The organism is Amycolatopsis sp. NPDC003865 (genome assembly GCF_053605345.1).
In genome coordinates, this window is record NZ_JBSGJA010000001.1 from 1058437 (window position 1) to 1079136 (window position 20700).

Consider the following 20700-nt stretch of genomic DNA (forward strand, 5'->3'; position numbering starts at 1 on the left):
CCTGGCGGGACCAAACCCAACAAAACAGCAGGTCAGAGGCGTATAGGTTTCTTGTTCATGAATTCCTCGATTCCCAACGCGCCCAGTTCCCGCCCGATGCCCGACCGTTTGATCCCCCCGAACGGCAGATCCGCCTCCGATCCGCCCGACTTGTTGAGGTAGACCATCCCCGCCTCGATCCGGCGGGCCACCCGCGTTGCCCGCTCGCGGTCCGTTCCGAACACGCTCGCCCCCAGGCCGAACGGCGTGTCGTTCGCCAGCGCGATCGCCTCTTCCTCCGTCTCCGCGCGGAAGACCAGCACCACCGGGCCGAAGATCTCCTCGTGGTACGCCGCCATCCCCGGCGTCACGTCCGTCAGCACCGTCGCCTCCAGGTACGCGCCTCCGCCGGGTACCCGGTGCCCGCCCGCGCGCAGCGTCGCTCCCTCGCGGATCGCCGTCTCCACCTGGGCCGCCACCTCGTCCGCCGCCGCCTTCGAGGCCAGTGGGGGCAGCGTCGTCGCCGGGTCGGCCGGGTCGCCCGGTACGTAGTACTCCGTCACGCGCTTGGCCAGCCGGTCGACGAACTCGTCGTACAGTTCGCCCAGCACGATCATCCGCTTCGGCGCGTTGCACGACTGGCCGCAGTTGCGCATCCGGGCCGTCGCCGTGACCTTGACCGTCTCGTCCAGGTCGTCGGTGTCCAGGACGATCAGCGGGTCCGACCCGCCGAGTTCGAGCACGCACTTCTTGAGGTTCCGCCCGGCCTCGGCCGCCACCGAGATGCCCGCCTGCTCGCTGCCCGTGAGCGACACCCCGACCAGGCGCGGGTCCGCGAGCATCCACGGCACCTGGCGGCTCGACGCGAACACGTTCACGTACGCGTCCGGGGGCACGCCGGCGTCGCGCAGCACGCTCTCGATCGCCGCCGCCGAACGCGGGCAGATCGACGCGTGCTTGAGCAGGATCGTGTTGCCCAGCACCAGGTTCGGCGCGACGAACCGGGCGACCTGGTAGCACGGGAAGTTCCACGGCATGACGCCCAGCAGCGCCCCGATCGGCTCCTTCGTCAGCACGGCCTCGCCGCCGCGGAGGGTGAGCGGCTCGTCGGCCAGCAGCTGGGGCCCGCGCTCGCCGTAGTACCGGAAGATGTCGACGACGACGCCGACCTCGCCGCGGCCTTCGTTGATCCGCTTCCCCATCTCGAGGGTCATGATCGCGGCCAGCTCGCCGGCGCGTTCGGCGAACAGCTCCGCCGCGCGCAGGACGATCGCCGCCCGCTCCGCCACCGGCCGCGCGCGCCAGGCCGCGAAGCCGCCGTGGACGCGGTCGATCGCCGCGCGGACCTCCTCGTCGGTCGCGTTCGGGATCTCCTCCACGAGTTCACCGGTGGCGGGGTTGGTGACTGTGTACATGGCGGCCTCCTCTGCCCACGGTAGCCTACTGCATACTGTATACACCATGGGATCCAACATCGACACCCGCGCGGCGGTACCCCCGCGCGCGTGATCGACTATCGTTCCCCCATGACGCTGGAGATCACCGGCGGACCCGAATTCGCCGCGCTGGCAACGGAAAAACCGCGCTGGACCCGCCACTACACGGGTGGCGAGGTGACGCTCGGCTGCCCCGCTCGCGCAACCGACCGCACGCCGCGCGTCTGGAGCGCCCGCGGTCTCGGCCTGCCGGAAGAAGAGCTGCCGGGGTTCGCCGCGCAGCTGCGCCGCGTCATGAAGCACGAGTCCTACTGGATCGCCCGGGCGGCGTGCGCGGACCGCCGGGCGGGCGACGCCGCGCGCTGGTCCCCCGGCCGCTACGACGACGAAGACGGCTTCGTGTACTTCGCCGGCCCCTGCTCCCACGGCGACCGGTGGCCGGGTTACCGGCCCGCGACGGAGTTCACGATCGCGTTGCCGCACGTGCGGGGGTTGCGGATCCGAGTGGCCGCGTACTTGGCGGCGGGGTGACCGGCGACGCCTTCGCGGCCACTGCCCCGGCCCCGGACACGCCAGGAACGACTCGTTCCCGGCCGCCGAGCCGATGATCAGCCGCGCCGTCCGAGCCGGAGCCGTCGCCGCTGTCGTCAGCGGCGTCCCGTCCACCGCCCACGCCCTGCTCACCGGCCGTGATCCGCTCGCCGCGAGCCGCGCGGCCGGTACCCTGCTCCCCGGCCGGCGCGAGCGGCCCGGCATCGCCGCCGGGCTGGTCGCGCACGTCCTGGTTTCCGCCTTCTGGACCGGGGTCCTCGCCGCGATCGCCCGCCGCCACCGCCTCGGAACGCTCCGGGGCGCGGCGAGCGGGCTCGCGATCGCGGCGCTGGACCTGTGCGCGGCCGGCCGGGCCTACCCGGCCGTGCGGGCGCTTCCCCACGCCCCGCAGGTCCTGGACCACCTGGTGTTCGGCGCCGTCGCCGGCGCGCTGCTCGACCGTCCACACGGGACGGATCAGCGCACGACCTCGACGACGTCACCCGGGTGCAGCGAGTTGTAGAACGTCACCGCGGCCGCGTGCGAAAGGTGCACGCACCCGTGCGACTTCACCTTCAGGCTGCCCTGGTGGAACGCGACGCCCGTGGTCGTGAAGAACACGGAGTACGGCATCGGCCCGTTGTACTGCTTGCTGTAGTGGTCGATGTCCTTGTACTGCACGTGGAACTTCCCGAGCGGCGTCGGGTACTTCGGCAGCCCGACGGTGATCGGAACACCCCCGTAGGTGACGTGACCGGCGCCGTCGGTCAGCCACGCCGTATTCGAACTGCGCTGGACGCAGGCCTTCGCTTCGGCGCTGCACGGCGTCGACGCCGCTTCGGCCGTTCCCGCGAACGCCACGGTCCCCGCCATCGCGGCGACCCCGCCCAGTAGTGCGATCATCCTCCGGTTCATCGTGTGCCTCCCGTTGTCGTTCGGCTACGCGATGTAGGGTGCCCAGTTTTCCGATCTTCGAACCGGGGATCAGTTCCGCGGTTGCGACAACTGCAGGAACTCGTTCTGCTCACGGTCGTAGCGCTGGGTCAGGCCGTTGCCGTAGCGGTCCCACCAGTTCGCGGTGTGCCCGCCCTGGCGGGTGGTCGTGTCCCCGTAGATCTGGCGGTCGTATTCGATGCGCGCGTCGCGGAACTCCTGCTGGAACTGCTCGGGCGTGAGGCCCTGCGCGTGCTGGACCGCCGCGTCGCTGATCGTGCGCGAGCTGCGGACGATGTCGTCGCCCGCCATGTGGTTGAGGATCGCGCGGACGCCGCCGGCGCCGCGCATGTGCGCGCCGGACATGATCGCGGCCTGCGTGCCCGGGTCGGTGAAGTTCAGCGCGCCCGCGGTGCGCGCGTTCGCCGTCATCAGGTCCGAGACGACGGCGCGTTCCTCCGCGCTGCCGATGCCGTACTGCTCGCGCGCGGCGATGATCCGGTCGTAGCCGTTGTGCATGTTCTGCCGGAAGCCGTACGCCTCGGGCACGCCGCCCTGCTCACCCGTCGCGCCTTCGGAGCGCATGATCGAGTCGACCACGCGCGAGTCGAGCTGCTGCGGCGCCGCCGCGGCCGCCGCTCCCCCGCCGCCCTGCGCGGTCTGCGCCTGGCCGCCGCCGTAGGCCTGGGCGACGTCGGAGTCGGCCGCGTTGTAGGCGTTCGCGACGGTCTGGACGTTCTGGTTGACGTTGGTGATCAGGCTCAGGAACTTCTGCAGCGCGCTGCCCAGCGTCGAGTGCAGGGCCGAGTTCGCGGCGGCCACCCCGCTGCCGATGCCGGCGAACGACAACGCGTCCAGCACCAGGCCCTCCAGGTCGCGCGTGGTCGACAGGAAGGACGACCCCACTTCCTCGACCGCCTTGGCGACCGTCCCCATTTCCGTGGTTTCGGCGCGGTAGGCCCCGGCACTCATGGTCTGCTCCCTCCGGACACCGGCTGTGCGCGTAGAGCATTTCCCACCGGGGCCGGGCCGCCCCACGGCCGAATTACCCACTGGCCGGATCTCACTTGTCGTTCATCTTCAGTTCATCCGGGCTCGACCTGCAGCGGGGCATCGTCGACGACCGGCTGCGTTCCTGGCGCAGCCGGCGGGCGGGCACCGGCGCTAAAGTCGGGAGATGGACAAGCCCCAGGACGATGCGAACGTCGTGGACGGCGAGCTCGTCGACGAGACGCCGACCGCCGCGATCGCGATCCCCTCGCCGCCGCCGCCGGACCCGGACTACAGCGCGGGCGGCGTCCCGAGCTTCGACTTCGTCCGGGACAAGATCGAGAACCGGTACCAGACCTCGGTCGGCTCGGTGGAGGTCGCCGGGCTCGGCACCGAGAACACGGCCGAGACCCTCGACAAGAAGATCGCCGACCGCGACCAGGCGGCCAAGGACCGGCTGGCCGAGATCCGCCGGTCGATGCGCGGCGAGTAGCTCAGCCGAAGATCGCGGCCGGATCGCCGGTGTACCAGGCGTTTTCGATCACCACCCGGCGCATCACCCAGCGGTCGCCGTCGCGGACCAGGTGCACGTCGTAGCGGTTCTTCAGCAGCGCGTGCGTGCTGTGGTCGGCGCTGAGCAGGTGCTGGGCTTCGACCAGGGCCGTCAGCCGGGCGGTGTCCCCGTCGACGGTGACGCGCGGGTTGGTCACCTGGTGCGTCGTGTCGACGCGGCCGGAGAACAGGGCGAGGATCGTGTCGACGATCGCGTCGCGGCCCGTCATCAGCGGCGGCTCGGCACCCCAGCGGGCGGCCGCCGGCCGGAAGTCCAGCTCGGCGTCGGGGGCGAACGACGACGCGAACAGCTCGCGGTCCTTGAGGTCCTGGCCGAGGCCGAAGCGGTACAGCGCGTCGATGATTCCGGTGCGGTCGTGAAGATCCATGCCCCCAGCCTCGCGATGCCCGCCCAGCCGATCAACGCGCTTCTGTGCCACGATCGTGAAGCACGACTCAACGATGCTGGGGTTTCGATGGCGGAGACGCGCGAGGTCGAGTCGTTCTTGACGCTGGCCGAGGAGCTGCACTTCGGCCGGACGGCGGAGCGGCTGCGCGTGTCGACCGCGCAGGTCAGCCAGACGATCCGGAAACTGGAACGGCGGATCGGCGCGCCGCTGTTCGCCCGGACCAGCCGCCGCGTCGAGCTGACGCCGGTGGGACGGCAGCTCCTCGCCGACCTCGGGCCGGCGTGGGCGGCGGTCGAAGCGGCACTGGACCGGGCGGTCGAGGCCGGGCGCGGGGTCACCGGCACGCTGCGCGTCGCGTTCGGCGACGCCGCGGGCGGTCAGCTGCTCGCCGGGGTCGCCGAGCTGTTCCGGCGGCGGATGCCCGGCTGCGAGGTCGAGTTCCGCGAGGCGCGCCCGGCCGAGGTCCTGCCGTGGTTGCGCGAGGGCGAGGTGGACGTGGTGCTGGCCGGGCTGCCGCTGGACGGTCCCGGTCTGGTCACCGGCCCGGTGCTGGTGCGGGAGCGGCGGTTCCTGGCGATGGCGGCGGGCCACCCGTTCGCGCGGCGCGACACGGTGGCTGTTTCGGACCTCGCACGGGTGACGGTGCTGCGCTGCGCCCTGCCGGACCCGTGGCTGGACGAACACGCCCCCGCCGCGGTGACGCGGCCGCGGGCGGGGTTGCAGGAGCTGCTGACGCTGGCCGGGGCGGGAGAAGGCGTGCTGCCGGTCGGCGCCCACCTCCGGAGGTACTACCCGAGGCCGGACGTGGCGTACGTCCCGCTGGCCGGCGCGCCCCCGCTGGAGTGGGGTCTGGTGTGGCGGGAGGAGCCGGCGCGGGTACGGGCGTTCGCCGAGGCGGCGGTCGAGCTGGTGAGGGAACCGGCTTGAGGCGGGGCCGGGCAGGGCAGGGCAGCCTGCTCAGCCGACCACGACCGGCGGCCAAGACCAACCCCCGGCAGCCGGCTCAGCCGATCACGACCGGCGGTCAAGACCAGCCCCCGGCAGCCGGCTCAGCCAACCACGAACGGCGGCCAAGACCAGCCTCCGGCAGCCGGCGCAGACCCGGCGACCGGCCGCGGCGGGCCGGGACCAGCCGCACCGCAACCGCCGGCGGCCGGGCGGGAGCAGCCCGCCGACCGCGGCCGGCAACCGCCACCGGCCCCGGCGGCCGCCACCGCTGTCAGCCCGGCAACCACCGCATCGCCACCGGCTGGCTGGCCGCGATCGCCGTCAGCCGGTTCGGGTACACCCTGACCCGGTCGCCGAGACCCGTCAGCCGCACCACCCGGTCGGCCACACTCCCCGGCGTGACGATCAGGCAGCCGTCGATTCCGCGGCCCTGGCAGCATTCCACCGCTTCGAGCAGCCCTCTCGCTCCGCGCGCCGAAAGGAATTCGAGCGTCGCGAGGTCCAGCACCAGCAGGTGCGGCGCCGGCAATTCGCAAAGCGCCGCTTCGATCAGCGTCGTCCACCGAAGCACGGTGTCGATGTCCAGCTCGCCGCGGATTTCGATGACCAGCACGCCGCTGGTCCGTTCCGGCACCGCTTCGTCGTGCTCGCGCATGGCGCGCCTCCCCGGGGCCGATTCGGGGCAGCCCCGGCTCATCGTCCCACCACCACCCCGCGACGGCCGTGTGGAGCGCGAAGAAACCTCGCGCCGCAAGCGAACGGCCCAACCCGGCAGGTCCGTCCGGCTCAATGTCCATTGTGGACGCTCAAGCGCGCCAGCCACTCCCGCAGCATCGTCTGCTCGGCCGCCGACAGCGGCGCCGCCTCGGTCAGCCGGGCCGCGAGCGTCGTCGCCGTCACCGCGATGCCACCGGGCTCCGGCGGATCGTCGGCGAGGACGCCGGACAGCACGCTTTCGCGCACCCGCACGGAAAACTCCTGATCCGGGTACAGCTCCGGCCGGGTGATCATCGACAGCGCGACGCCGGCGTTGGCCGCCATCACCATCTGCGCGGCGAGCGGCGGCGGCACCTTCAGCCGCCCGGCCGCCGCGCAGCGCTCGAGGACCGCGAGCAGCAGGCCGTGCGCCTCGGCGGCCGCTCCCGGCGGGGTCGAGAGGCCCGCGTACAGCAGGCGGTAGTGGCTGGGGTGCGCCACCGCGAACGCGACGTGGTTGTCCCAGCCGTCCCGCAGGTCCCGCACCGGATCGCCGGACGGCTTCGCGGCCCGCTTGCCGGCGAGGTAGGCCTCGAAGGCGTGGTCGACGACGGCGGCGAGCAGCCCCTCCTTGTCGCCGAACTGCCGGTACAGCGCCGGCGCGCCGACACCCGCAGCTTCGCAGACTGCCCGCGTGGAGAACTCGCCCGAGCGCGCCAGCAGCTCGGCCGCCGCCTCCAGGATCCGCGTCCGTACGTCCACTCCGGCGACGCTACCAGCGGATACCATCGATATCAACAAGAGGGTAGCGGCGATTCGCGCCACGTGTTAGCGTCGATCACGTCAAGTCGAGAACAACGATACCGAAGGACGCAGCCATGCCGTTCGCCAACTTCAAGGTCCCCGCCGGCACCCTCACCGCCGAACAGAAGGAGCAGCTCGTCACCCGCGCCACCGACCTCTACGCCGAGATCTACGGCGACCGCGCCCGCGCGAACACGATGGTGCTGGTCGAAGAGGTCGCCGACGGCGGCTGGGGCATCGGCGGGGAGGTGCTCACCCTCGCGAAGCTGCAGGCGGGGTGACGTCACACCTCCGTAAGACTCCCGTGGAATCATCGGCTGACCACCGAAGTTGTACAGGTGGCAGCACCACACGAGGAGAAGGAGTGACGCCGTGACCACGTCAACCGAAAGGGCCGTCCTGGCCGGCGGCTGCTTCTGGGGCATGCAGGAGCTGTTCCGCCGTCAGCCCGGGGTGGTCTCGACCCGGGTCGGTTACAGCGGCGGCGACGTCCCGAACGCGACCTACCGCAACCACGGCACGCACGCCGAGGCCATCGAGGTGGTCTACGACCCGGCGCAGACCACGTTCCGCGACCTGCTCGAGTTCTTCTTCCAGGTGCACGACCCGACGACGAAGAACCGCCAGGGCAACGACATCGGCCTGAGCTACCGGTCGGCGATCTTCTTCGAGAACGACGAGCAGAAGCGCGTCGCCGAGGACACCATCGCCGACGTCGACGCGTCCGGGCTGTGGCCGGGCAAGGTCGTCACCGAAGTCAGCCCCGCCGGCGACTTCTGGGAGGCCGAGCCGGAGCACCAGGACTACCTGCAGCGCATCCCGAACGGGTACACCTGCCACTTCGTGCGCCCGGGCTGGAAGCTCCCGAAGCGCGAGACGACCGCCTGACACAGTCGTACCAAGAAGGCCCCTTCGCCCACCCGCGGCGAAGGGGCCTTCGCCGTTTCGGACGCGGGAAAGATCACCCGAACGGCGGTGATCCCCGTCCAGTCCTTAATGGACGGTCACCACCCCGAATCCCAATGAGGAGAAATGTCCTTTTTGGGAAGTATTGTTATCGATAGATAAGACCGTACGTTCGTCGCTTGTTCACGAGGCTCCGGCACCGGATTCTGATTTCCGTTCCATTGCCCCACCTCTCGTCCCCTTGATCCGGCCCGGCCTCGACACCGGGCCTGGTTCACCCTGCCCGGAGGGAATTCCTCGATGGATCTGAGACGTCCTGTCGTCTTGGCAGCAACCGGCGTCCTCGTCGGCGCGCTGTGCATCACCGGCACCGCACAGGCTCAACCCACCCCGAACGCCACCCCCGACGCCGCCCCGAGCGCCGTGGCCCAGGCCGCGACCGCGGCCGCCGGCCTGGTGGCGAGCAGGCCGGCCGCGCTGCACGCGAGCGCGGACGACGTTTTCCAGGCCCAGAAAGCGATTTCCTCGACCAACGGGCTGCAGTACATCCCGTACGAGCGCAGCTACAAGGGCCTGCCGGTCGTCGGTGGTGACTTCGTCGTCGCGACGAACTCGACGGGCCAGGTGCTCGGCACCTCCGTCGCGCAGGACCAGACGATCAACGTCGCCACCACCGGCGCGAAGGTGACGAAGGCGGCGGCCGAGGCGACCGCGCGGCAGCAGCTGTCCGCCGTGGACAGCGTCAGCCCCGCCGAGCAGGTCGTGTACGCGCTCGGCACGCCGGCGCTGGCGTGGAAGAGCACCGTCGTCGGCCGCGGCGCCGACGGCCCGAGCCGGCTCGACGTCATCGTCGACGCCGCCACCGGCAAGGTGCTCAAGACGCAGGAGCACGTCCTCAACGGCGACGGCACCAGCGCGTGGAACGGCCCGAACCCGGTGCACCTCGACACCACGCACTCGGGCAGCACGTACTCGCTGAAGGACCCGACGATCACCAACACGTCCTGCCAGGACGCGGCCAACAACACCACGTTCAGCGGGCCGGACGACCTGTGGGGCAACGGCACCGCCAGCAACCGCGAAACCGGCTGCGTCGACGCGCTGTTCGCCGCCCAGACCGAGAACAAGATGCTCTCGCAGTGGCTGGGCCGCAACAGCTTCGACGGCAGCGGCGGCGGCTGGCCGATCCGCGTCGGCCTGAACGACCAGAACGCCTACTACGACGGCACCCAGGTCCAGATCGGCAAGAACACCGCCGGCGGCTGGATCGGCTCGATCGACGTCGTCGCGCACGAGCACGGCCACGGTATCGACGACCACACCCCGGGCGGCATCTCGGGCGCGGGCACGCAGGAGTTCGTCGCGGACGTCTTCGGCGCCTCCACCGAGTGGTTCGCGAACGAGCCGTCGCCGTACGACGTGCCGGACTTCCTCGTCGGCGAGCAGGTCAACCTCGTCGGCTCCGGCCCGATCCGCAACATGTACAACCCTTCGGCGCTGGGCGACAAGAACTGCTACGACAGCAGCGTTCCCAACGGTGAGGTGCACGCGGCCGCCGGCCCCGGCAACCACTGGTTCTACCTGCTGGCCGAAGGCACCAACCCGACCAACGGGCAGCCGACCAGCTCGACCTGCAACAGCTCCACGGTCACCGGTCTCGGCGTGCAGACCGCGCTGAAGATCTTCTACAACGCGATGCTGCTCAAGACCTCCAGCAGCTCGTACCTGAAGTACCGCACCTGGACGCTGACCGCGGCGAAGAACCTGTTCCCGGGCAGCTGCACCGAGTTCAACACCGTCAAGGCGGCGTGGGACGCGATCTCCGTCCCGGCGCAGTCGGCCGACCCGACCTGCTCGGCGACCGGCACCGTCACGGTTTCGAACCCGGGCAACCAGTCCACCACGACCGGCGCTTCGGTGAACCTGCCGCTGTCGGCCTCCGGTGGCACCGCGCCGTACACCTGGTCGGCCACCGGTCTCCCGGCCGGCCTGTCCATCAACGCCTCCACCGGCACGATCTCGGGCACCGCGACCACCGCGGGCACCTCGAACGTCACGGTGACGGCGAAGGACGCGGCCAACAAGACCGGCACGGCGTCGTTCACCTGGACCGTCGGCACCACCGGCGGCTGCTCCGGCCAGAAGATCGTCAACGGCGGCTTCGAGTCGGGCAGCGGCAGCTGGACCGGCACCACCGGCGCGATCGGCCAGTGGGCGTCCTCGGGTGAGGCGGCGCACGGCGGCACGTACAGCGCCTGGCTCGACGGCTACGGCTCGACCCACACCGAGTCCGTCGCCCAGTCGGTGAGCATCCCGGCGGGCTGCCACGCCAGCCTGACGTTCTACCTGCACATCGACACCGCGGAAACGACCACCACCACCGCCTACGACAAGCTGACCGTCACCAACGGCAGCGCGACGCTGGGCAGCTACTCCAACCTGAACAAGGCCTCCGGGTACACCCTCCGGACGATCGACGTCTCGTCGGCCGCCGGCGGCACCCTGGCGCTGAAGTTCAGCGGCACCGAAGACAGCTCGCTGCAGACCTCGTTCGTCATCGACGACGTGGCCGTCACCCTGAGCTGAAGCTGAACCGCTGAGACGGGGAGACCGGGCTGCCGGTCTCCCCGTTTCGCCGTTCCCGGGGGCAGAATCGGGCGCATGGACACCGAAGAGCTGCGCGCGACCCAGGCCCCGCTGAAGGACAAGTACCGCGAGCAGCCCGAGAGCGCGCTCGTCACGCTGCACGCCGACGCCGAATTGGACGGTCTCGGAATTTCCTGCAAGGTCGAGACCGGCCGCGCGATCGTGGAGGCCGGCTTGCACCCGGCGACGGGCGGCGACGGCACCCTCGCCTGCTCGGGCGACATGCTGCTGGAAGCGCTCGCCGCGTGCGCCGGCGTGACGCTGCGGGCGGTGGCGACGTCACTGGGGCTCGAGGTGCGCGGCGGGCGCGTGCGCGCCGAAGGCGACCTGGACTTCCGGGGCACCCTCGCCGTCGCCAAGGACGCCCCGGTGGGCTTCCGCGCGATCCGGCTGTCGTTCACCTTGGACACCGACGCCTCCGAGGAGCAGCTCGCCACGCTGAAGAAGCTGACCGAGCGCTACTGCGTCGTCTTCCAGACGCTGCGGACGCCGCCGGAATTCGCCGTCACCCTCTCGGCGGCTCAGGGATAAACCCGGAGGACAAAGCGGACGAGCTGGCCTAGCTTGGCGGGGTCACCGAGAGGGGAAACCGCCATGCCGGAACCGGACAGCGCCGTCCAGGTGCGCGGGCTCGTCAAAACCTACGGCTCGACCCGCGCGCTCGACGGCGTCGACCTCGACATCCCGGCCGGGCGCGTGCTCGGCCTGCTCGGCCCGAACGGCGCCGGCAAGACCACCACGGTCCGCATCCTGACCACGCTGCTACGGCCCGACTCCGGGTCGGCGCGCGTGGCCGGGTACGACGTCCTGGCCCAGCCCGACGAGGTGCGGCAGCGGATCGGGCTGTCCGGGCAGTACGCGGCCGTCGACGAGAACCTCACCGGGTTCGAAAACCTCTACATGGTCGGGCGCCTCTACGGCAGGCGGAAGCCCGCGGCCCGCTCGCGCGCCCGGGAGCTGCTGGCGCGGTTCGCGCTCGAAGAGGCCGCGGACCGGCCGGCGAAGGGTTACTCGGGCGGCATGCGGCGGCGCCTCGACCTGGCCGGCGCGCTGGTCGCCGAGCCGACCGTCGTCGTCCTCGACGAGCCGACCACCGGCCTCGACCCGGGCGGGCGGCTCGACACGTGGGGCGTCATCAAGGAGCTGGTCGCGGACGGCACGACCGTGCTGCTGACCACCCAGTACCTCGAAGAGGCCGACCAGCTGGCCGACTCGATCGTGGTGATCGACCACGGCCGGGTGATCGCCCGCGGCACGGCCGACGAGCTCAAGGCCCAGATCGGCGGCGAGCGGCTGGAGCTGGTCGTCGCCTCGCCCGCGGACCTGCCGGCGACGCTGGCGGTGCTGCGCGAGGTGGGGACGGGCGAGCCGGCCGGCGACGACCACACGCGCCGCGCGGAAATCCTCGTCGACACCGGCCCGAAGGCGCTCATCGAAGCCCTGCGCCGGCTCGACGCCCAGGGCATCGCCGTCCAGGACGTCGCCCTGCACCGGCCGACCCTCGACGACGTCTTCCTGTCCCTGACCGGCCACGGCGCCTCGGCCGAGGAGGTGGCGAAGTGAGCACACTCGCGAAAGGCATTTCCGACGGCGGCGTCATCACCTGGCGCAACCTGATGAACGTCCGCCGCAACCCGGACTGGCTGATGGCGGCGACGCTGCAGCCGATCATGTTCGTGCTGCTGTTCGCCTACGTGTTCGGCAACGCGATCGGCGGCGAAGCGGGCGGCGCGGCGTACCGGGAGTTCCTCATCGCGGGGATCTTCGCCCAGACGGTGGCGTTCAACTCGGCGTTCACGGTCATCGGCTTCGCCAACGACCTGCAGAAGGGCATCATCGACCGGTTCCGGTCGCTGCCGATGTCCCGCCTCGCGGTGGTCCTCGGCCGGACGACGTCCGACCTGGTGGTCAGCGTGGTGGCGCTGGTCGTGATGTCGGCGTGCGGGCTGATCGTCGGCTGGCGCATCCGCGGCAGCTTCTGGGACGCGCTGCTGGGCTACCTGGTGATGCTGATGTTCGCGTGGGCGCTGTCGTGGGTGGGCGCGCTGATCGGCCTGGCGGCGCGCAGCGTCGAGGTGGCGCAGAGCCTCGGCCTGATCTGGATGTTCCCGCTGAGCTTCATCTCCTCGGCGTTCGTCCCGACGGGGACGTTGCCGCCGTTCCTGAAGGCGATCGCGGACTGGAACCCGTTCACGGCGGTGATCAACGCGACCCGGGACTTGTTCGGCAACCGCTTCGGCCCGGCGCAGACGGGGTGGCCGGCGGAGCACGCGGCGCTGTACGCGATCCTGTGCTGCCTGGGGATCATCGCGGTGTTCGCTCCCCTGGCGACGGCGAAGTACCGCCGGGTGGCGAGCAAGTAACACCGTCCGAAGAGGACTGACCTCGGTCAGTCCTCTTCGGACAGCTCCACGATCGGGATCACCCGCTTCGCCTGCCGAGCCTTGGCCTGGTGGTCGGCCAGGAACGGGTACTGCTTCTCGAGTTCGGTCCACATCCGCACGTAGTCCGCCCCCAGCAGCGGCAGCGCCTCCGCCTCGAACTCGCGGCCGTCCACCTCCACCTTCACCCGCGGGTCCTCCGCGAGGTTCAGGTACCAGCCCGGGTGCTTCGGTGCCCCGATGTTGGACGCCACGACCAGCAGCCGGTCGCCGTCGCGGTGGTACATCATCGGGACCGTGCGCGGCTTGCCGGACTTCCGACCCGTCGTCGTGAGCAGCACCAGCCGCTCGCGGTGCATGCCCTCGACCTCGCCGCCCGCCCGGAACTGCTCGATCACGCGGCGGTTCGTCTCCCGTACGTCCACGGCGGTCACTGGTCGTAGTACCGGGTCGGCGGGGGCTGCTGTTGCGGGTACTGCCGGGTCGCCGGGGGCGGGGCGGCGCTCTGCCGGCGCCGGTGCAGGGTCCGGGCGCTGGCCGCCATGCTGTTCACGACCGCGGCGATGACGAGCCCGATGACGAGGTTGATCGCGGCCGTGGCGATCTTCGCGCTCGGTGCGACCGTCAACGTCAGCGGCAGGACCACGGCGATCAGCGTCACCAGCACCATGATCCAGCCGAAGAACTGGGACGGCGCCGGCGTGGCCACGCTCAGCAGGTGCATCAGCCCGGTGGCGAGCAGGGCCACCGCGGCGGCGACCAGCGCGTACGTCGTGGTGCTCGCGTTGCCCCAGACGCCCTCGCCTTTTGGGGCCAGCACTTCGACCTCGAACACGCCACGCGCGATGAGCAACCCGACCACCGCGAGCAGGGCCGCGATCACCGCCGTCGCCACCCCGCCCGCCCACAGCCGGCGCGCGTCGATCCCCGGGCGGACGTCCTGGGGCTGGTTCCCGTAGTAGTCGGACATCAGAGCCTTCCTGGGTCGGCTGCCTCTCGCCCCCGATTGTCCCCTCTTTCGGGCGCGTCCGCGATTTGCGCTGGAGCGCACTCCAGCTCGTAGCGTCGGGGTATGACCACCGCACAGCACAAGATCGGTTCGGGCTTCGGCGCCACCACCACGGCCGCCGAGGCCGTCGCGGGTGCCGACCTGACGGGCAAGCTCGCCGTCGTCACCGGCGGATACTCCGGGATCGGCCTCGAGACCACCCGTGCCCTGGTGGGCGCCGGCGCGCACGTCGTCGTCCCGGCTCGCCGCCGCGAGACCGCCGAGGAGGCGCTCGCCGGCTTCGAGAACGTCGAGGTCGGCGAGCTGGACCTGGGCGACCTCGAGAGCGTCCGCGCCTTCGCCGAGCGTTTCCTCGCGACCGGACGGCGGATCGACCTCCTGATCGCCAACGCGGGCGTGATGGCCTGCCCGGAGACCCGCGTCGGGCCCGGCTGGGAAGCCCAGTTCGCCACCAACCACCTCGGCCACTTCGCCCTGGTCAACCGCCTGTGGCCGGCCGTCGCCGATGGCGCCCGCGTCGTCTCGCTGTCCTCGCGTGGCCACCACTACTCGCCGATCCGCTGGGACGACGTCCAGTTCGAGCGCGGCTACGAAAAGTGGGCGGCCTACGGGCAGGCCAAGACGGCCAACGTGCTCTTCGCCGTCCGGCTGGACGAGCTGGGCGCCTCGCGAGGCGTGCGCGCGTTCGCGCTGCACCCCGGCGGCATCATGACGCCGCTGCAGCGGCACCTCCCGAAGGAGGAGATGATCGAACGCGGCTGGATCGACGAAGCCGGCAACTTCCTGATGCGGTTCAAGACGCCGGAGCAGGGCGCGGCGACGACGGTCTGGGCGGCGACATCACCGCAGCTGGCCGGGCTGGGCGGGTTGTACCTCGAGGACTGCGATGTCGCCGAGCTCGCCCCGGACGACGCCGAAGGCCTGGCCGAGTCGGGTGTCCGCCGGTACGCCGTGGACCGCGACGAGGCCCGTCGCCTGTGGACGCTGTCGGCGGAGCTGACCGGGGTGGACGCTTTCGCGTGATCTTCTGACGTTTGCCCGTCACGGGATCGGGGTACATCGCGGCCGTGGCCGACGAAGCCGGCAGAACGGGGAACGCGCCGATGGGCGACGCGGACGACGTCACGTGTGCGCGCTTCGCCATCGGCGAGTTCGCCACCGCCCCGCGCTCCTTCGACGACGACCGTCCGCCCGGCCTGCTGGGCGGGCGGTACGAGGTCGGCAGGCTGGTCGGCAGCGGCGGGACGGCCCGGGTGTACCGGGCCTACGACCTGCGGCTCGGGCGGGAGGTCGCGGTCAAGATCTACGCGCGGGACGCCGTCGCGCTGGATCAGCGGCGCCGGCTGCGCGAGATGAGCATCCAGGGCAGCATCACCCACCCGGGCGTGGTGGCGCTGCTCGACAGCGGCACCGAGCACGGCCGGACGTACCTGGTGATGCAGCTCGTCGAGGGCGAGAACCTGGCGGAGCGGCTGCTGTCCGGCCCGATGCCGGTGGCGGAGGCGATGGCGCTGGCCGACGGGCTGGCCGAGGCGCTGGCCCACGTGCACGCGCGCCGCGTCGTCCACCGGGACCTCAAGCCCGCCAATGTGTTCCTGTCCGCGGACGGCCCGTTGATCGGCGACTTCGGCATCGCGCACGCCCTCGACACGACGCACATCACGGGCACGGGCGTGGTCCCCGGCACGGCGGCGTACCTGGCGCCCGAGCAGGTGGGCGGCGAGCGGGCGGGACCGCCGGCGGACGTGTACGCGCTCGGGCTGATCCTGCTGGAGTGCTTGACGGGCCGGCGCGAGTACCCGGGCACGATGGTCGAAGCGGCCATGGCACGGCTGACGCGGCCCCCGCGGATCCCGGAGGGGCTGCCGCCGTCCCTGGCGCACACGGTGCGCCGGATGACCCGCCGCGAACCGGCCGACCGCCCGACGGCGGCGGAGGTCCGGACGCTGCTGCACGCACCGGTCCCGGCGCGGCCGTGGCCCGCGGGCCGGCTGGGCGAGGTCCTGAGGCGCCACCGCGCGGCCCCGGCGGGCGGCGGAAGGAGAGAGCGCCTCGCGGCGGCGAGTGGTGCCGGCGCGGGCCACTCGGGAGAGCGCGCCCCGCTGGAGACTTCGGCGGCCGGCATCCTGGCCAGCTCAGCGCCAGATCGCCACGCGGGCCACACGGGCCACGCGGGCCACTCAGGCGAGCGCGCCCCGCACGAGCCCCCCGCAGCCGGCTTCCCGCCCAGCTCCCCGGCGCCTGCCCAGGCACCCGAAGCCGTTCACCGCTCCCCCGCCCCCACGGTGCCCGACACCCGCCGGCCCCACCCGGTCGCCCCGCGGAGAATCCTCTCCGCGATCGGCCTCTCGCCGGCGAGCGAACCCGCGCACCGCCGCCGGTTCACCGCGGCCGCCGGGTTGACCGCCGCCGCCGTCGCCGCCGTTTCCGCTCTCCTCCTCTCCGCGCCGGACAGCACCAGCACCCCGGCTCAGCCGCCCGCCCCCAGCTCGCCCGCGCCCGCCACCCCCTCCTCCACTCCGCTCGCCGCCTCCGGGACACCCGGCCCGGGGCCCCGCGCCACCGAGTCCGCCGAGCTCGAACCCGCCGCCGTGACCCACGCCAGCCCGGCGCCGCCCCAGCACCCGAAGCCCGCCGGCCCGCCGCCTCCGCGGATCCACGGCAAGGGCAAAGGTCCCGGCCCCGGGACCTCCGGCCGGGCGTGATCCGGGTCCAACGGCCCTAGTGCCGGAAAGCGCTCCTGAATAGCGCGGAATTGTTTTCCGGAATTCGGACTCGAACCAATAACGAGCCGTAACCGGAACCCTGCGCGACCCGACAACCACCACGTGTCCGCCTGGCCGCGGCACTCCGCCGGGAATCCCCGTCCCGGCCGGTTCCCCGACTCCACGGAGGTCTTGATGAGCGTCCACGCTGCCCTCGCGCGGCCGGTTTCCGGAACACCTCGCGGGCGGCACGCCAAGCCGCTTCCCGCGTGGCCGCGCGTCGTCGCCAGGGTGCTCTTCCTCGCGTTCGGCTTGGTCTCCGCCGGTGTGGTCGTCTTCGCCGGCTGGCCGCCCGTGCTGCTGGTCGTCCCCGCCGCCGTCCTCCTGCTGCTCGTCGCGAGCGTCGCGAAACTGCGGACCGCGGCCCGGAAGATCGACACGATCTTCGCCGAAGAACTGCCGCGGGAAACGAATCCCGAAAACGGCGGAAGCATCGAGATCTCCTGACTTTCCGCGCCACAAAACTCACTGCTCGGCAAAGGGATGACAGCCCTGGTGACCTCGCCCGGCCCCGGCGTACAACGGGTCGGGCACAGCGCCACCGACCTTGGGGAGTCATCATGGCCGATCCCGCAGCCCCCGCGTCGCCGGTCGAGCTCGACCGGGTTCGCACCGAACTGGCCGCACAAGGCCATCCGTGGGTCATGGGCGAGAACTCCATGACCATTCTCGAAGAAGACCAGCGCCGCCACCGCCTGGGCGTCCCGCTCCCGCCGGAAAACGACCGGCGCGACCTGGAATCACAGGCGAAGTCCCTCGCCGCCGGGGAAGCCGGCCGCGCGAGCGCGGGGTCCGGTGCCGGTGCGCCCGCGCAGTTCGACAGCCGCAACGCGGGCGGCGCCAACTACGTGACGCCGGTCAAGGACCAGGGCGACTGCGGCTCGTGCGTCTCCTTCGGCACGGTGGCCGCGATCGAGACGGTCGCCGCGTTCACCCGCGGCCAGCCCGGCCTCAAGCTCGACCTGTCCGAGGCGCACCTGTTCTACACCCACGGCTCGAACGACGGGGCGACGTGCGACACCGGCTGGATGCCCGACCGGGCGCTGAAGGCCTGCCACGACGTCGGCATCACCTACGAGGACTACTTCCCGTACAGCGCGCGCAACCGGTCCGGCGCCAGGCTGAACGCCGACTGGCCGAACCGGCTCGCGACCACGCCGTCGTACGCCGCGCTGACCGGCAACCCGGCGGCCATGAAGGAAAAGCTCGCCGCGTGCGGCGCGCTGATCGCGTGTTTCCTCGTGTACCAGGACTTCTTCTCGTATCAGACGGGCGTGTACCGCCACGTCACCGGCGCGCTGGCCGGCGGCCACTGCGTCACGCTCGTGGGCTACGACGACGCCCAGGGCTGCTGGATCGCGAAGAACAGCTGGAGCACCGGCTGGGGCGACGGCGGCTTCTTCCGGATCGCCTACGGCGAGTGCGGCATCGAGACCTGGCAGGTGGAGCAGGTCGGCGCGGTGAACCTGCGCTCGTGGACCGGCTCGACCTCGGTGCTCGGGCTGTGGAGCAACGACCAGGACCGCAACACGTGGGCCTACCTCAAGGACCTGGGCTGGCTGCACCTCGCCTCGGACGACGAGGTGGTCAACAAGGCGATGCTCACCGAGCTCGTCGTCGCGAAGCAGGGTGGCCGTCCGGTCAACGTGTTCAACAACAACGGCACGATCATCGAGACCTACGTCTTCTAGGAGCCGCGAGATGGCCGCATCGACCAGCCCGTCCGCCGCGCCCGCGGCGGTGGCACCCGGCGCCAGCCCGGACAACGCGCCCCAGCCCCTCACCCCGGACCAGCTGACCGCCGCGACGACGACCGTGACCGCGGAACCGAGCGTGGCCCCGGTGCTCAGCCCGCCCGGCGCGCCGCAGACGTCCGCCCCGGCCGCGACCGCCACGGCCTGGCAGTCGAACAAGAAGGTACTGGCGCTCTGGACCAACAACTCCGACCGCAACGGCTACGCCTACGTCGACGGCGTCGGCTGGAAGCGCCTCGCGACGAACAGCGACAGCGTGCACGAGGCGCTGCTGGCCCTCGCCTCGTCGGGGCGGCTGGCCGGCTCGATCACCTACCCCGAGGCTACCGACGGCCTGGTCCACGAGATCTACCTCTGGTGAAGGTGCTCACGCTCGAAGCCGACGGCGCGGCGGCCGACGTCGCGCCCGGCGAGCGGCTCGAGCTGCGGCTGCCCGAGAACGCGGGTACCGGCTACCAGTGGATGCTGGACGACCTGGGGCCGCCGCTGCGGGTGGTGGAAGAGACCCGCCACCCGGGCACCCCGGACCGGGCCGGCTCCGCGGGCGAGCACCGGTTCGTCCTGCACGCGGACGCCCCGGGCGAAACAACGCTGGTCGCGCGCCACGCCCGCCCGTGGGCGCCGGAAAACGAGCTGCGCCGGTTCCGCCTGACGGTCCGGGTCCGCCCGGCGTGAGTCAGCCCGCGTCCTGCCAGGGCTCGAAGCTGCGCAACAGCAGCCTCACCTGGGCCGGGTCCCTGACCTCGGCCTCGACGCCGCGCGGCATCGCGATGATCAGATGCGTGTCCCGCGCGGCGCAGCCGGCCGCCGTGGCGGCCAGGACCGCCGCTCCGCCGCCGTCGACCGCCGTGGCCATCGTCAGATCGACGACGACCCGGCGGGCCCCGGCGGCGAAGGCGTCTTCGACCGCGCGGTGGTAGCTGGGAGCCAAACCTCCGTCGAACACCCCGTCGACGGACAGGATGACCTCGTCTTCGAGGAGAACGCTGCGAAGTGTCATCCCGACCTCCTGCCGACCGGGTTTTTCCCACCGGTCCGGGTTCTTCGTAAAAGGTTACGTCAGGCCCCCGTCCGGGTGCAGGCTGAGAGCGGCACGCCTCGACGTCGAGGAGGACCGCCGCCGGCGAAGAACTCCCGCGTTTTTCCCTGTTGATCAAAGGAAAAGCGGTCCAAGCCCGCTCCGGGCGGACGTTCGCGTCGCAGAACCCGTACCCCGGCGAACCGTGGGCGATCGTCCCGGACGGCAGTCCGGAAGACGTCGGCGGCGCCGTTCGGTGGGGCGAAGAACGCCGATGGTCTCCTCTCCCATTCCAAGGTATAGCCGCCCCCCCCCGGGCTTGCGACAAGACCCCGGCGCGGGTCCACAATCCGGGGCGACGACGAGCGGGGCTTCGACGTCGTGCCGACGGCCCCGAACTGCGCTCGACCGCGTCGGCGCACCGGGGCAAGCCGACGCCCGAGCAGATCCGCAAGTCCACTGAGGACACCGTCACGACCCAGTTCGAGACGATCTCCGTCGCCGCCGAGGGCTGCGACGTCCTCGTCGCCGGCGGGGCCCTGCAGTTCGCGACGCGCTCGATCGCGCAGCGGCTGGGCGCCGCCTACGTCCACGCGAGTTTCTGCCCCATCACCTTGCCCTCCGACTTGCACGCGCCGCCGCCGATGCCGTGGCGGACGCCCGGGGAAAAGGACAACCGCGCTCTGTGGGAAGAAGACGCGCGGCGCTGGAACAGCTTTTTCGGCGCCAAGGTCAACGAATACCGCGCGGCCGCCGGGCAGGCCCCGGTCGACGATCTGCAACGCCACGTGGTCGGCGAGCGGCCGTGGCTGGCCGCCGACGCCGCGCTGGCGCCGTGGCCCCCGTCTGGACAACCAATGTGACGCGCCGGCCGTGCGCCAGTTCTCCGGCTCCGTCTACTACGTCGACGTGCAGTGCTCCGGCGGGGTCGCGCCGGGCGGG

Annotated in this window: 26 protein-coding genes; 17 read left to right on the forward strand and 9 right to left on the reverse strand. The window is 71.7% G+C overall.

Annotated elements, in window-relative coordinates:
- Nucleotides 1-32: 32 nt before the first annotated feature.
- Nucleotides 33-1394, reverse strand: a complete 1362-nt coding sequence (locus tag ACWEVP_RS04720; RefSeq protein WP_452061274.1) for an NAD-dependent succinate-semialdehyde dehydrogenase — start codon at nt 1392-1394, stop codon at nt 33-35.
- Nucleotides 1395-1505: 111 nt separating this feature from the next.
- On the opposite strand from ACWEVP_RS04720, the gene ACWEVP_RS04725 reads away from it, so the two are divergent.
- Both ACWEVP_RS04725 and ACWEVP_RS04730 read left to right on the forward strand, forming a co-directional pair.
- Nucleotides 1506-1946, forward strand: a complete 441-nt coding sequence (locus ACWEVP_RS04725) for a hypothetical protein (RefSeq protein ID WP_452061275.1) — start codon at nt 1506-1508, stop codon at nt 1944-1946.
- 73 nt (nt 1947-2019) lie between these two features.
- The gene (locus tag ACWEVP_RS04730) at nt 2020-2469 is read left to right on the forward strand and encodes a hypothetical protein (RefSeq protein WP_452061276.1); all 450 of its coding nucleotides are present in this window, start codon (nt 2020-2022) and stop codon (nt 2467-2469) included.
- Here the strand turns inward: ACWEVP_RS04730 and ACWEVP_RS04735 are convergent.
- Together ACWEVP_RS04735 and ACWEVP_RS04740 are read right to left on the reverse strand one after the other, a co-directional pair.
- Nucleotides 2424-2861: a L,D-transpeptidase gene (locus ACWEVP_RS04735; protein WP_452061277.1), complete on the reverse strand. Its 438-nt coding sequence runs from the start codon at nt 2859-2861 to the stop codon at nt 2424-2426. The two genes, ACWEVP_RS04730 and ACWEVP_RS04735, sit on opposite strands and share 46 nt — an antisense overlap.
- Nucleotides 2862-2930: 69 nt before the next feature.
- Complete coding sequence (locus ACWEVP_RS04740; RefSeq protein WP_452061278.1) at nt 2931-3851, reverse strand: hypothetical protein; 921 nt, start codon at nt 3849-3851, stop codon at nt 2931-2933.
- 205 nt (nt 3852-4056) lie between these two features.
- Here ACWEVP_RS04740 and ACWEVP_RS04745 point away from each other — a divergent pair, with 205 nt between their 5' ends.
- Nucleotides 4057-4362, forward strand: a complete 306-nt coding sequence (locus ACWEVP_RS04745) for a hypothetical protein (RefSeq protein WP_452061279.1) — start codon at nt 4057-4059, stop codon at nt 4360-4362.
- Between the two features lies 1 nt (nt 4363).
- On the opposite strand, the gene ACWEVP_RS04750 is transcribed toward ACWEVP_RS04745, so the two are convergent.
- Nucleotides 4364-4810, reverse strand: a complete 447-nt coding sequence (locus ACWEVP_RS04750; RefSeq protein WP_452061280.1) for a nuclear transport factor 2 family protein — start codon at nt 4808-4810, stop codon at nt 4364-4366.
- Nucleotides 4811-4897: 87 nt separating this feature from the next.
- On the opposite strand from ACWEVP_RS04750, the gene ACWEVP_RS04755 reads away from it, so the two are divergent.
- On the forward strand, nt 4898-5758 hold the full coding sequence (locus ACWEVP_RS04755; RefSeq protein WP_452061281.1) for a LysR family transcriptional regulator: 861 nt from the start codon (nt 4898-4900) through the stop codon (nt 5756-5758).
- Nucleotides 5759-6050: 292 nt separating this feature from the next.
- Here the strand turns inward: ACWEVP_RS04755 and ACWEVP_RS04760 are convergent, their stop codons facing one another.
- Both ACWEVP_RS04760 and ACWEVP_RS04765 read right to left on the reverse strand, forming a co-directional pair.
- Nucleotides 6051-6434: an STAS domain-containing protein gene (locus tag ACWEVP_RS04760; protein ID WP_452061282.1), complete on the reverse strand. Its 384-nt coding sequence runs from the start codon at nt 6432-6434 to the stop codon at nt 6051-6053.
- 131 nt (nt 6435-6565) lie between these two features.
- A complete protein-coding gene (locus ACWEVP_RS04765) occupies nt 6566-7237 on the reverse strand; it encodes a TetR/AcrR family transcriptional regulator (RefSeq protein WP_452061283.1) in 672 nt (223 codons plus the stop codon).
- A gap of 116 nt (nt 7238-7353) precedes the next feature.
- Between ACWEVP_RS04765 and ACWEVP_RS04770 the strand changes: the two genes are divergently transcribed.
- The 6 genes from ACWEVP_RS04770 (at nt 7354) to ACWEVP_RS04795 (ending at nt 13194) form a co-directional block, all read left to right on the forward strand.
- Nucleotides 7354-7560, forward strand: coding sequence for a tautomerase family protein (locus tag ACWEVP_RS04770; protein ID WP_364464538.1), 207 nt, complete (start codon nt 7354-7356; stop codon nt 7558-7560).
- 91 nt (nt 7561-7651) lie between these two features.
- Nucleotides 7652-8167 carry a peptide-methionine (S)-S-oxide reductase MsrA gene (gene msrA, locus ACWEVP_RS04775; RefSeq protein ID WP_452061284.1) on the forward strand — a complete coding sequence of 172 codons (516 nt, stop codon included), beginning with the start codon at nt 7652-7654 and terminating at the stop codon, nt 8165-8167.
- 318 nt (nt 8168-8485) lie between these two features.
- The gene (locus ACWEVP_RS04780) at nt 8486-10771 is read left to right on the forward strand and encodes a M4 family metallopeptidase (RefSeq protein WP_452061285.1); all 2286 of its coding nucleotides are present in this window, start codon (nt 8486-8488) and stop codon (nt 10769-10771) included.
- A 75-nt stretch (nt 10772-10846) separates the two neighbouring features.
- Nucleotides 10847-11362, forward strand: a complete 516-nt coding sequence (locus ACWEVP_RS04785; protein ID WP_452061286.1) for an OsmC family protein — start codon at nt 10847-10849, stop codon at nt 11360-11362.
- Nucleotides 11363-11425: 63 nt separating this feature from the next.
- Nucleotides 11426-12394 (forward strand): ATP-binding cassette domain-containing protein, encoded by a 969-nt coding sequence (locus tag ACWEVP_RS04790; protein ID WP_452061287.1) that lies wholly within the window; start codon nt 11426-11428, stop codon nt 12392-12394.
- Nucleotides 12391-13194: an ABC transporter permease gene (locus ACWEVP_RS04795; protein WP_452061288.1), complete on the forward strand. Its 804-nt coding sequence runs from the start codon at nt 12391-12393 to the stop codon at nt 13192-13194. Before ACWEVP_RS04790 ends, ACWEVP_RS04795 begins: the two co-directional genes overlap by 4 nt.
- Nucleotides 13195-13220: 26 nt before the next feature.
- Here ACWEVP_RS04795 and ACWEVP_RS04800 read toward each other — a convergent pair whose 3' ends face one another.
- Together ACWEVP_RS04800 and ACWEVP_RS04805 are read right to left on the reverse strand one after the other, a co-directional pair.
- Nucleotides 13221-13646: a nitroreductase/quinone reductase family protein gene (locus ACWEVP_RS04800; protein WP_452061289.1), complete on the reverse strand. Its 426-nt coding sequence runs from the start codon at nt 13644-13646 to the stop codon at nt 13221-13223.
- Nucleotides 13643-14182, reverse strand: a complete 540-nt coding sequence (locus ACWEVP_RS04805; protein ID WP_086682824.1) for a DUF6069 family protein — start codon at nt 14180-14182, stop codon at nt 13643-13645. Before ACWEVP_RS04805 ends, ACWEVP_RS04800 begins: the two co-directional genes overlap by 4 nt.
- Nucleotides 14183-14284: 102 nt before the next feature.
- Here ACWEVP_RS04805 and ACWEVP_RS04810 point away from each other — a divergent pair, with 102 nt between their 5' ends.
- From ACWEVP_RS04810 to ACWEVP_RS04835, 6 genes are all read left to right on the forward strand, one after another.
- Nucleotides 14285-15244 (forward strand): SDR family NAD(P)-dependent oxidoreductase, encoded by a 960-nt coding sequence (locus ACWEVP_RS04810; protein WP_452061290.1) that lies wholly within the window; start codon nt 14285-14287, stop codon nt 15242-15244.
- Nucleotides 15245-15288: 44 nt separating this feature from the next.
- Nucleotides 15289-16926: a protein kinase domain-containing protein gene (locus ACWEVP_RS04815; RefSeq protein WP_452061291.1), complete on the forward strand. Its 1638-nt coding sequence runs from the start codon at nt 15289-15291 to the stop codon at nt 16924-16926.
- Nucleotides 16927-17121: 195 nt separating this feature from the next.
- Entirely contained in the window at nt 17122-17433 is a 312-nt protein-coding gene (locus tag ACWEVP_RS04820) for a hypothetical protein (protein WP_452061292.1), read from the forward strand.
- 113 nt (nt 17434-17546) lie between these two features.
- Nucleotides 17547-18677, forward strand: a complete 1131-nt coding sequence (locus tag ACWEVP_RS04825; RefSeq protein WP_452061293.1) for a C1 family peptidase — start codon at nt 17547-17549, stop codon at nt 18675-18677.
- A 10-nt stretch (nt 18678-18687) separates the two neighbouring features.
- The gene (locus ACWEVP_RS04830) at nt 18688-19101 is read left to right on the forward strand and encodes a hypothetical protein (RefSeq protein WP_452061294.1); all 414 of its coding nucleotides are present in this window, start codon (nt 18688-18690) and stop codon (nt 19099-19101) included.
- The gene (locus tag ACWEVP_RS04835) at nt 19098-19415 is read left to right on the forward strand and encodes a protease inhibitor I42 family protein (RefSeq protein ID WP_452061295.1); all 318 of its coding nucleotides are present in this window, start codon (nt 19098-19100) and stop codon (nt 19413-19415) included. Before ACWEVP_RS04830 ends, ACWEVP_RS04835 begins: the two co-directional genes overlap by 4 nt.
- Nucleotide 19416: 1 nt before the next feature.
- Here the strand turns inward: ACWEVP_RS04835 and ACWEVP_RS04840 are convergent, their stop codons facing one another.
- Nucleotides 19417-19740 carry an STAS domain-containing protein gene (locus ACWEVP_RS04840; protein ID WP_452061296.1) on the reverse strand — a complete coding sequence of 108 codons (324 nt, stop codon included), beginning with the start codon at nt 19738-19740 and terminating at the stop codon, nt 19417-19419.
- Nucleotides 19741-19889: 149 nt separating this feature from the next.
- On the opposite strand from ACWEVP_RS04840, the gene ACWEVP_RS04845 reads away from it, so the two are divergent.
- Nucleotides 19890-20621, forward strand: coding sequence for a hypothetical protein (locus ACWEVP_RS04845; RefSeq protein WP_452061297.1), 732 nt, complete (start codon nt 19890-19892; stop codon nt 20619-20621).
- Nucleotides 20622-20700 lie beyond the last annotated feature (79 nt).

Bases quoted from the DNA above. Each gene is read 5' to 3' on its own strand.
- ACWEVP_RS04720 (WP_452061274.1), bottom strand. From the start codon at position 1,394: ATGTACACAGTCACCAACCCCGCCACCGGTGAACTCGTGGAGGAGATC.
- ACWEVP_RS04725 (WP_452061275.1), top strand. From the start codon at position 1,506: ATGACGCTGGAGATCACCGGCGGACCCGAATTCGCCGCGCTGGCAACG.
- ACWEVP_RS04730 (WP_452061276.1), top strand. From the start codon at position 2,020: ATGATCAGCCGCGCCGTCCGAGCCGGAGCCGTCGCCGCTGTCGTCAGC.
- ACWEVP_RS04735 (WP_452061277.1), bottom strand. From the start codon at position 2,861: ATGAACCGGAGGATGATCGCACTACTGGGCGGGGTCGCCGCGATGGCG.
- ACWEVP_RS04740 (WP_452061278.1), bottom strand. From the start codon at position 3,851: ATGAGTGCCGGGGCCTACCGCGCCGAAACCACGGAAATGGGGACGGTC.
- ACWEVP_RS04745 (WP_452061279.1), top strand. From the start codon at position 4,057: ATGGACAAGCCCCAGGACGATGCGAACGTCGTGGACGGCGAGCTCGTC.
- ACWEVP_RS04750 (WP_452061280.1), bottom strand. From the start codon at position 4,810: ATGGATCTTCACGACCGCACCGGAATCATCGACGCGCTGTACCGCTTC.
- ACWEVP_RS04755 (WP_452061281.1), top strand. From the start codon at position 4,898: ATGGCGGAGACGCGCGAGGTCGAGTCGTTCTTGACGCTGGCCGAGGAG.
- ACWEVP_RS04760 (WP_452061282.1), bottom strand. From the start codon at position 6,434: ATGCGCGAGCACGACGAAGCGGTGCCGGAACGGACCAGCGGCGTGCTG.
- ACWEVP_RS04770 (WP_364464538.1), top strand. From the start codon at position 7,354: ATGCCGTTCGCCAACTTCAAGGTCCCCGCCGGCACCCTCACCGCCGAA.
- ACWEVP_RS04780 (WP_452061285.1), top strand. From the start codon at position 8,486: ATGGATCTGAGACGTCCTGTCGTCTTGGCAGCAACCGGCGTCCTCGTC.
- ACWEVP_RS04785 (WP_452061286.1), top strand. From the start codon at position 10,847: ATGGACACCGAAGAGCTGCGCGCGACCCAGGCCCCGCTGAAGGACAAG.
- ACWEVP_RS04790 (WP_452061287.1), top strand. From the start codon at position 11,426: ATGCCGGAACCGGACAGCGCCGTCCAGGTGCGCGGGCTCGTCAAAACC.
- ACWEVP_RS04805 (WP_086682824.1), bottom strand. From the start codon at position 14,182: ATGTCCGACTACTACGGGAACCAGCCCCAGGACGTCCGCCCGGGGATC.
- ACWEVP_RS04810 (WP_452061290.1), top strand. From the start codon at position 14,285: ATGACCACCGCACAGCACAAGATCGGTTCGGGCTTCGGCGCCACCACC.
- ACWEVP_RS04820 (WP_452061292.1), top strand. From the start codon at position 17,122: ATGAGCGTCCACGCTGCCCTCGCGCGGCCGGTTTCCGGAACACCTCGC.
- ACWEVP_RS04825 (WP_452061293.1), top strand. From the start codon at position 17,547: ATGGCCGATCCCGCAGCCCCCGCGTCGCCGGTCGAGCTCGACCGGGTT.
- ACWEVP_RS04830 (WP_452061294.1), top strand. From the start codon at position 18,688: ATGGCCGCATCGACCAGCCCGTCCGCCGCGCCCGCGGCGGTGGCACCC.
- ACWEVP_RS04840 (WP_452061296.1), bottom strand. From the start codon at position 19,740: ATGACACTTCGCAGCGTTCTCCTCGAAGACGAGGTCATCCTGTCCGTC.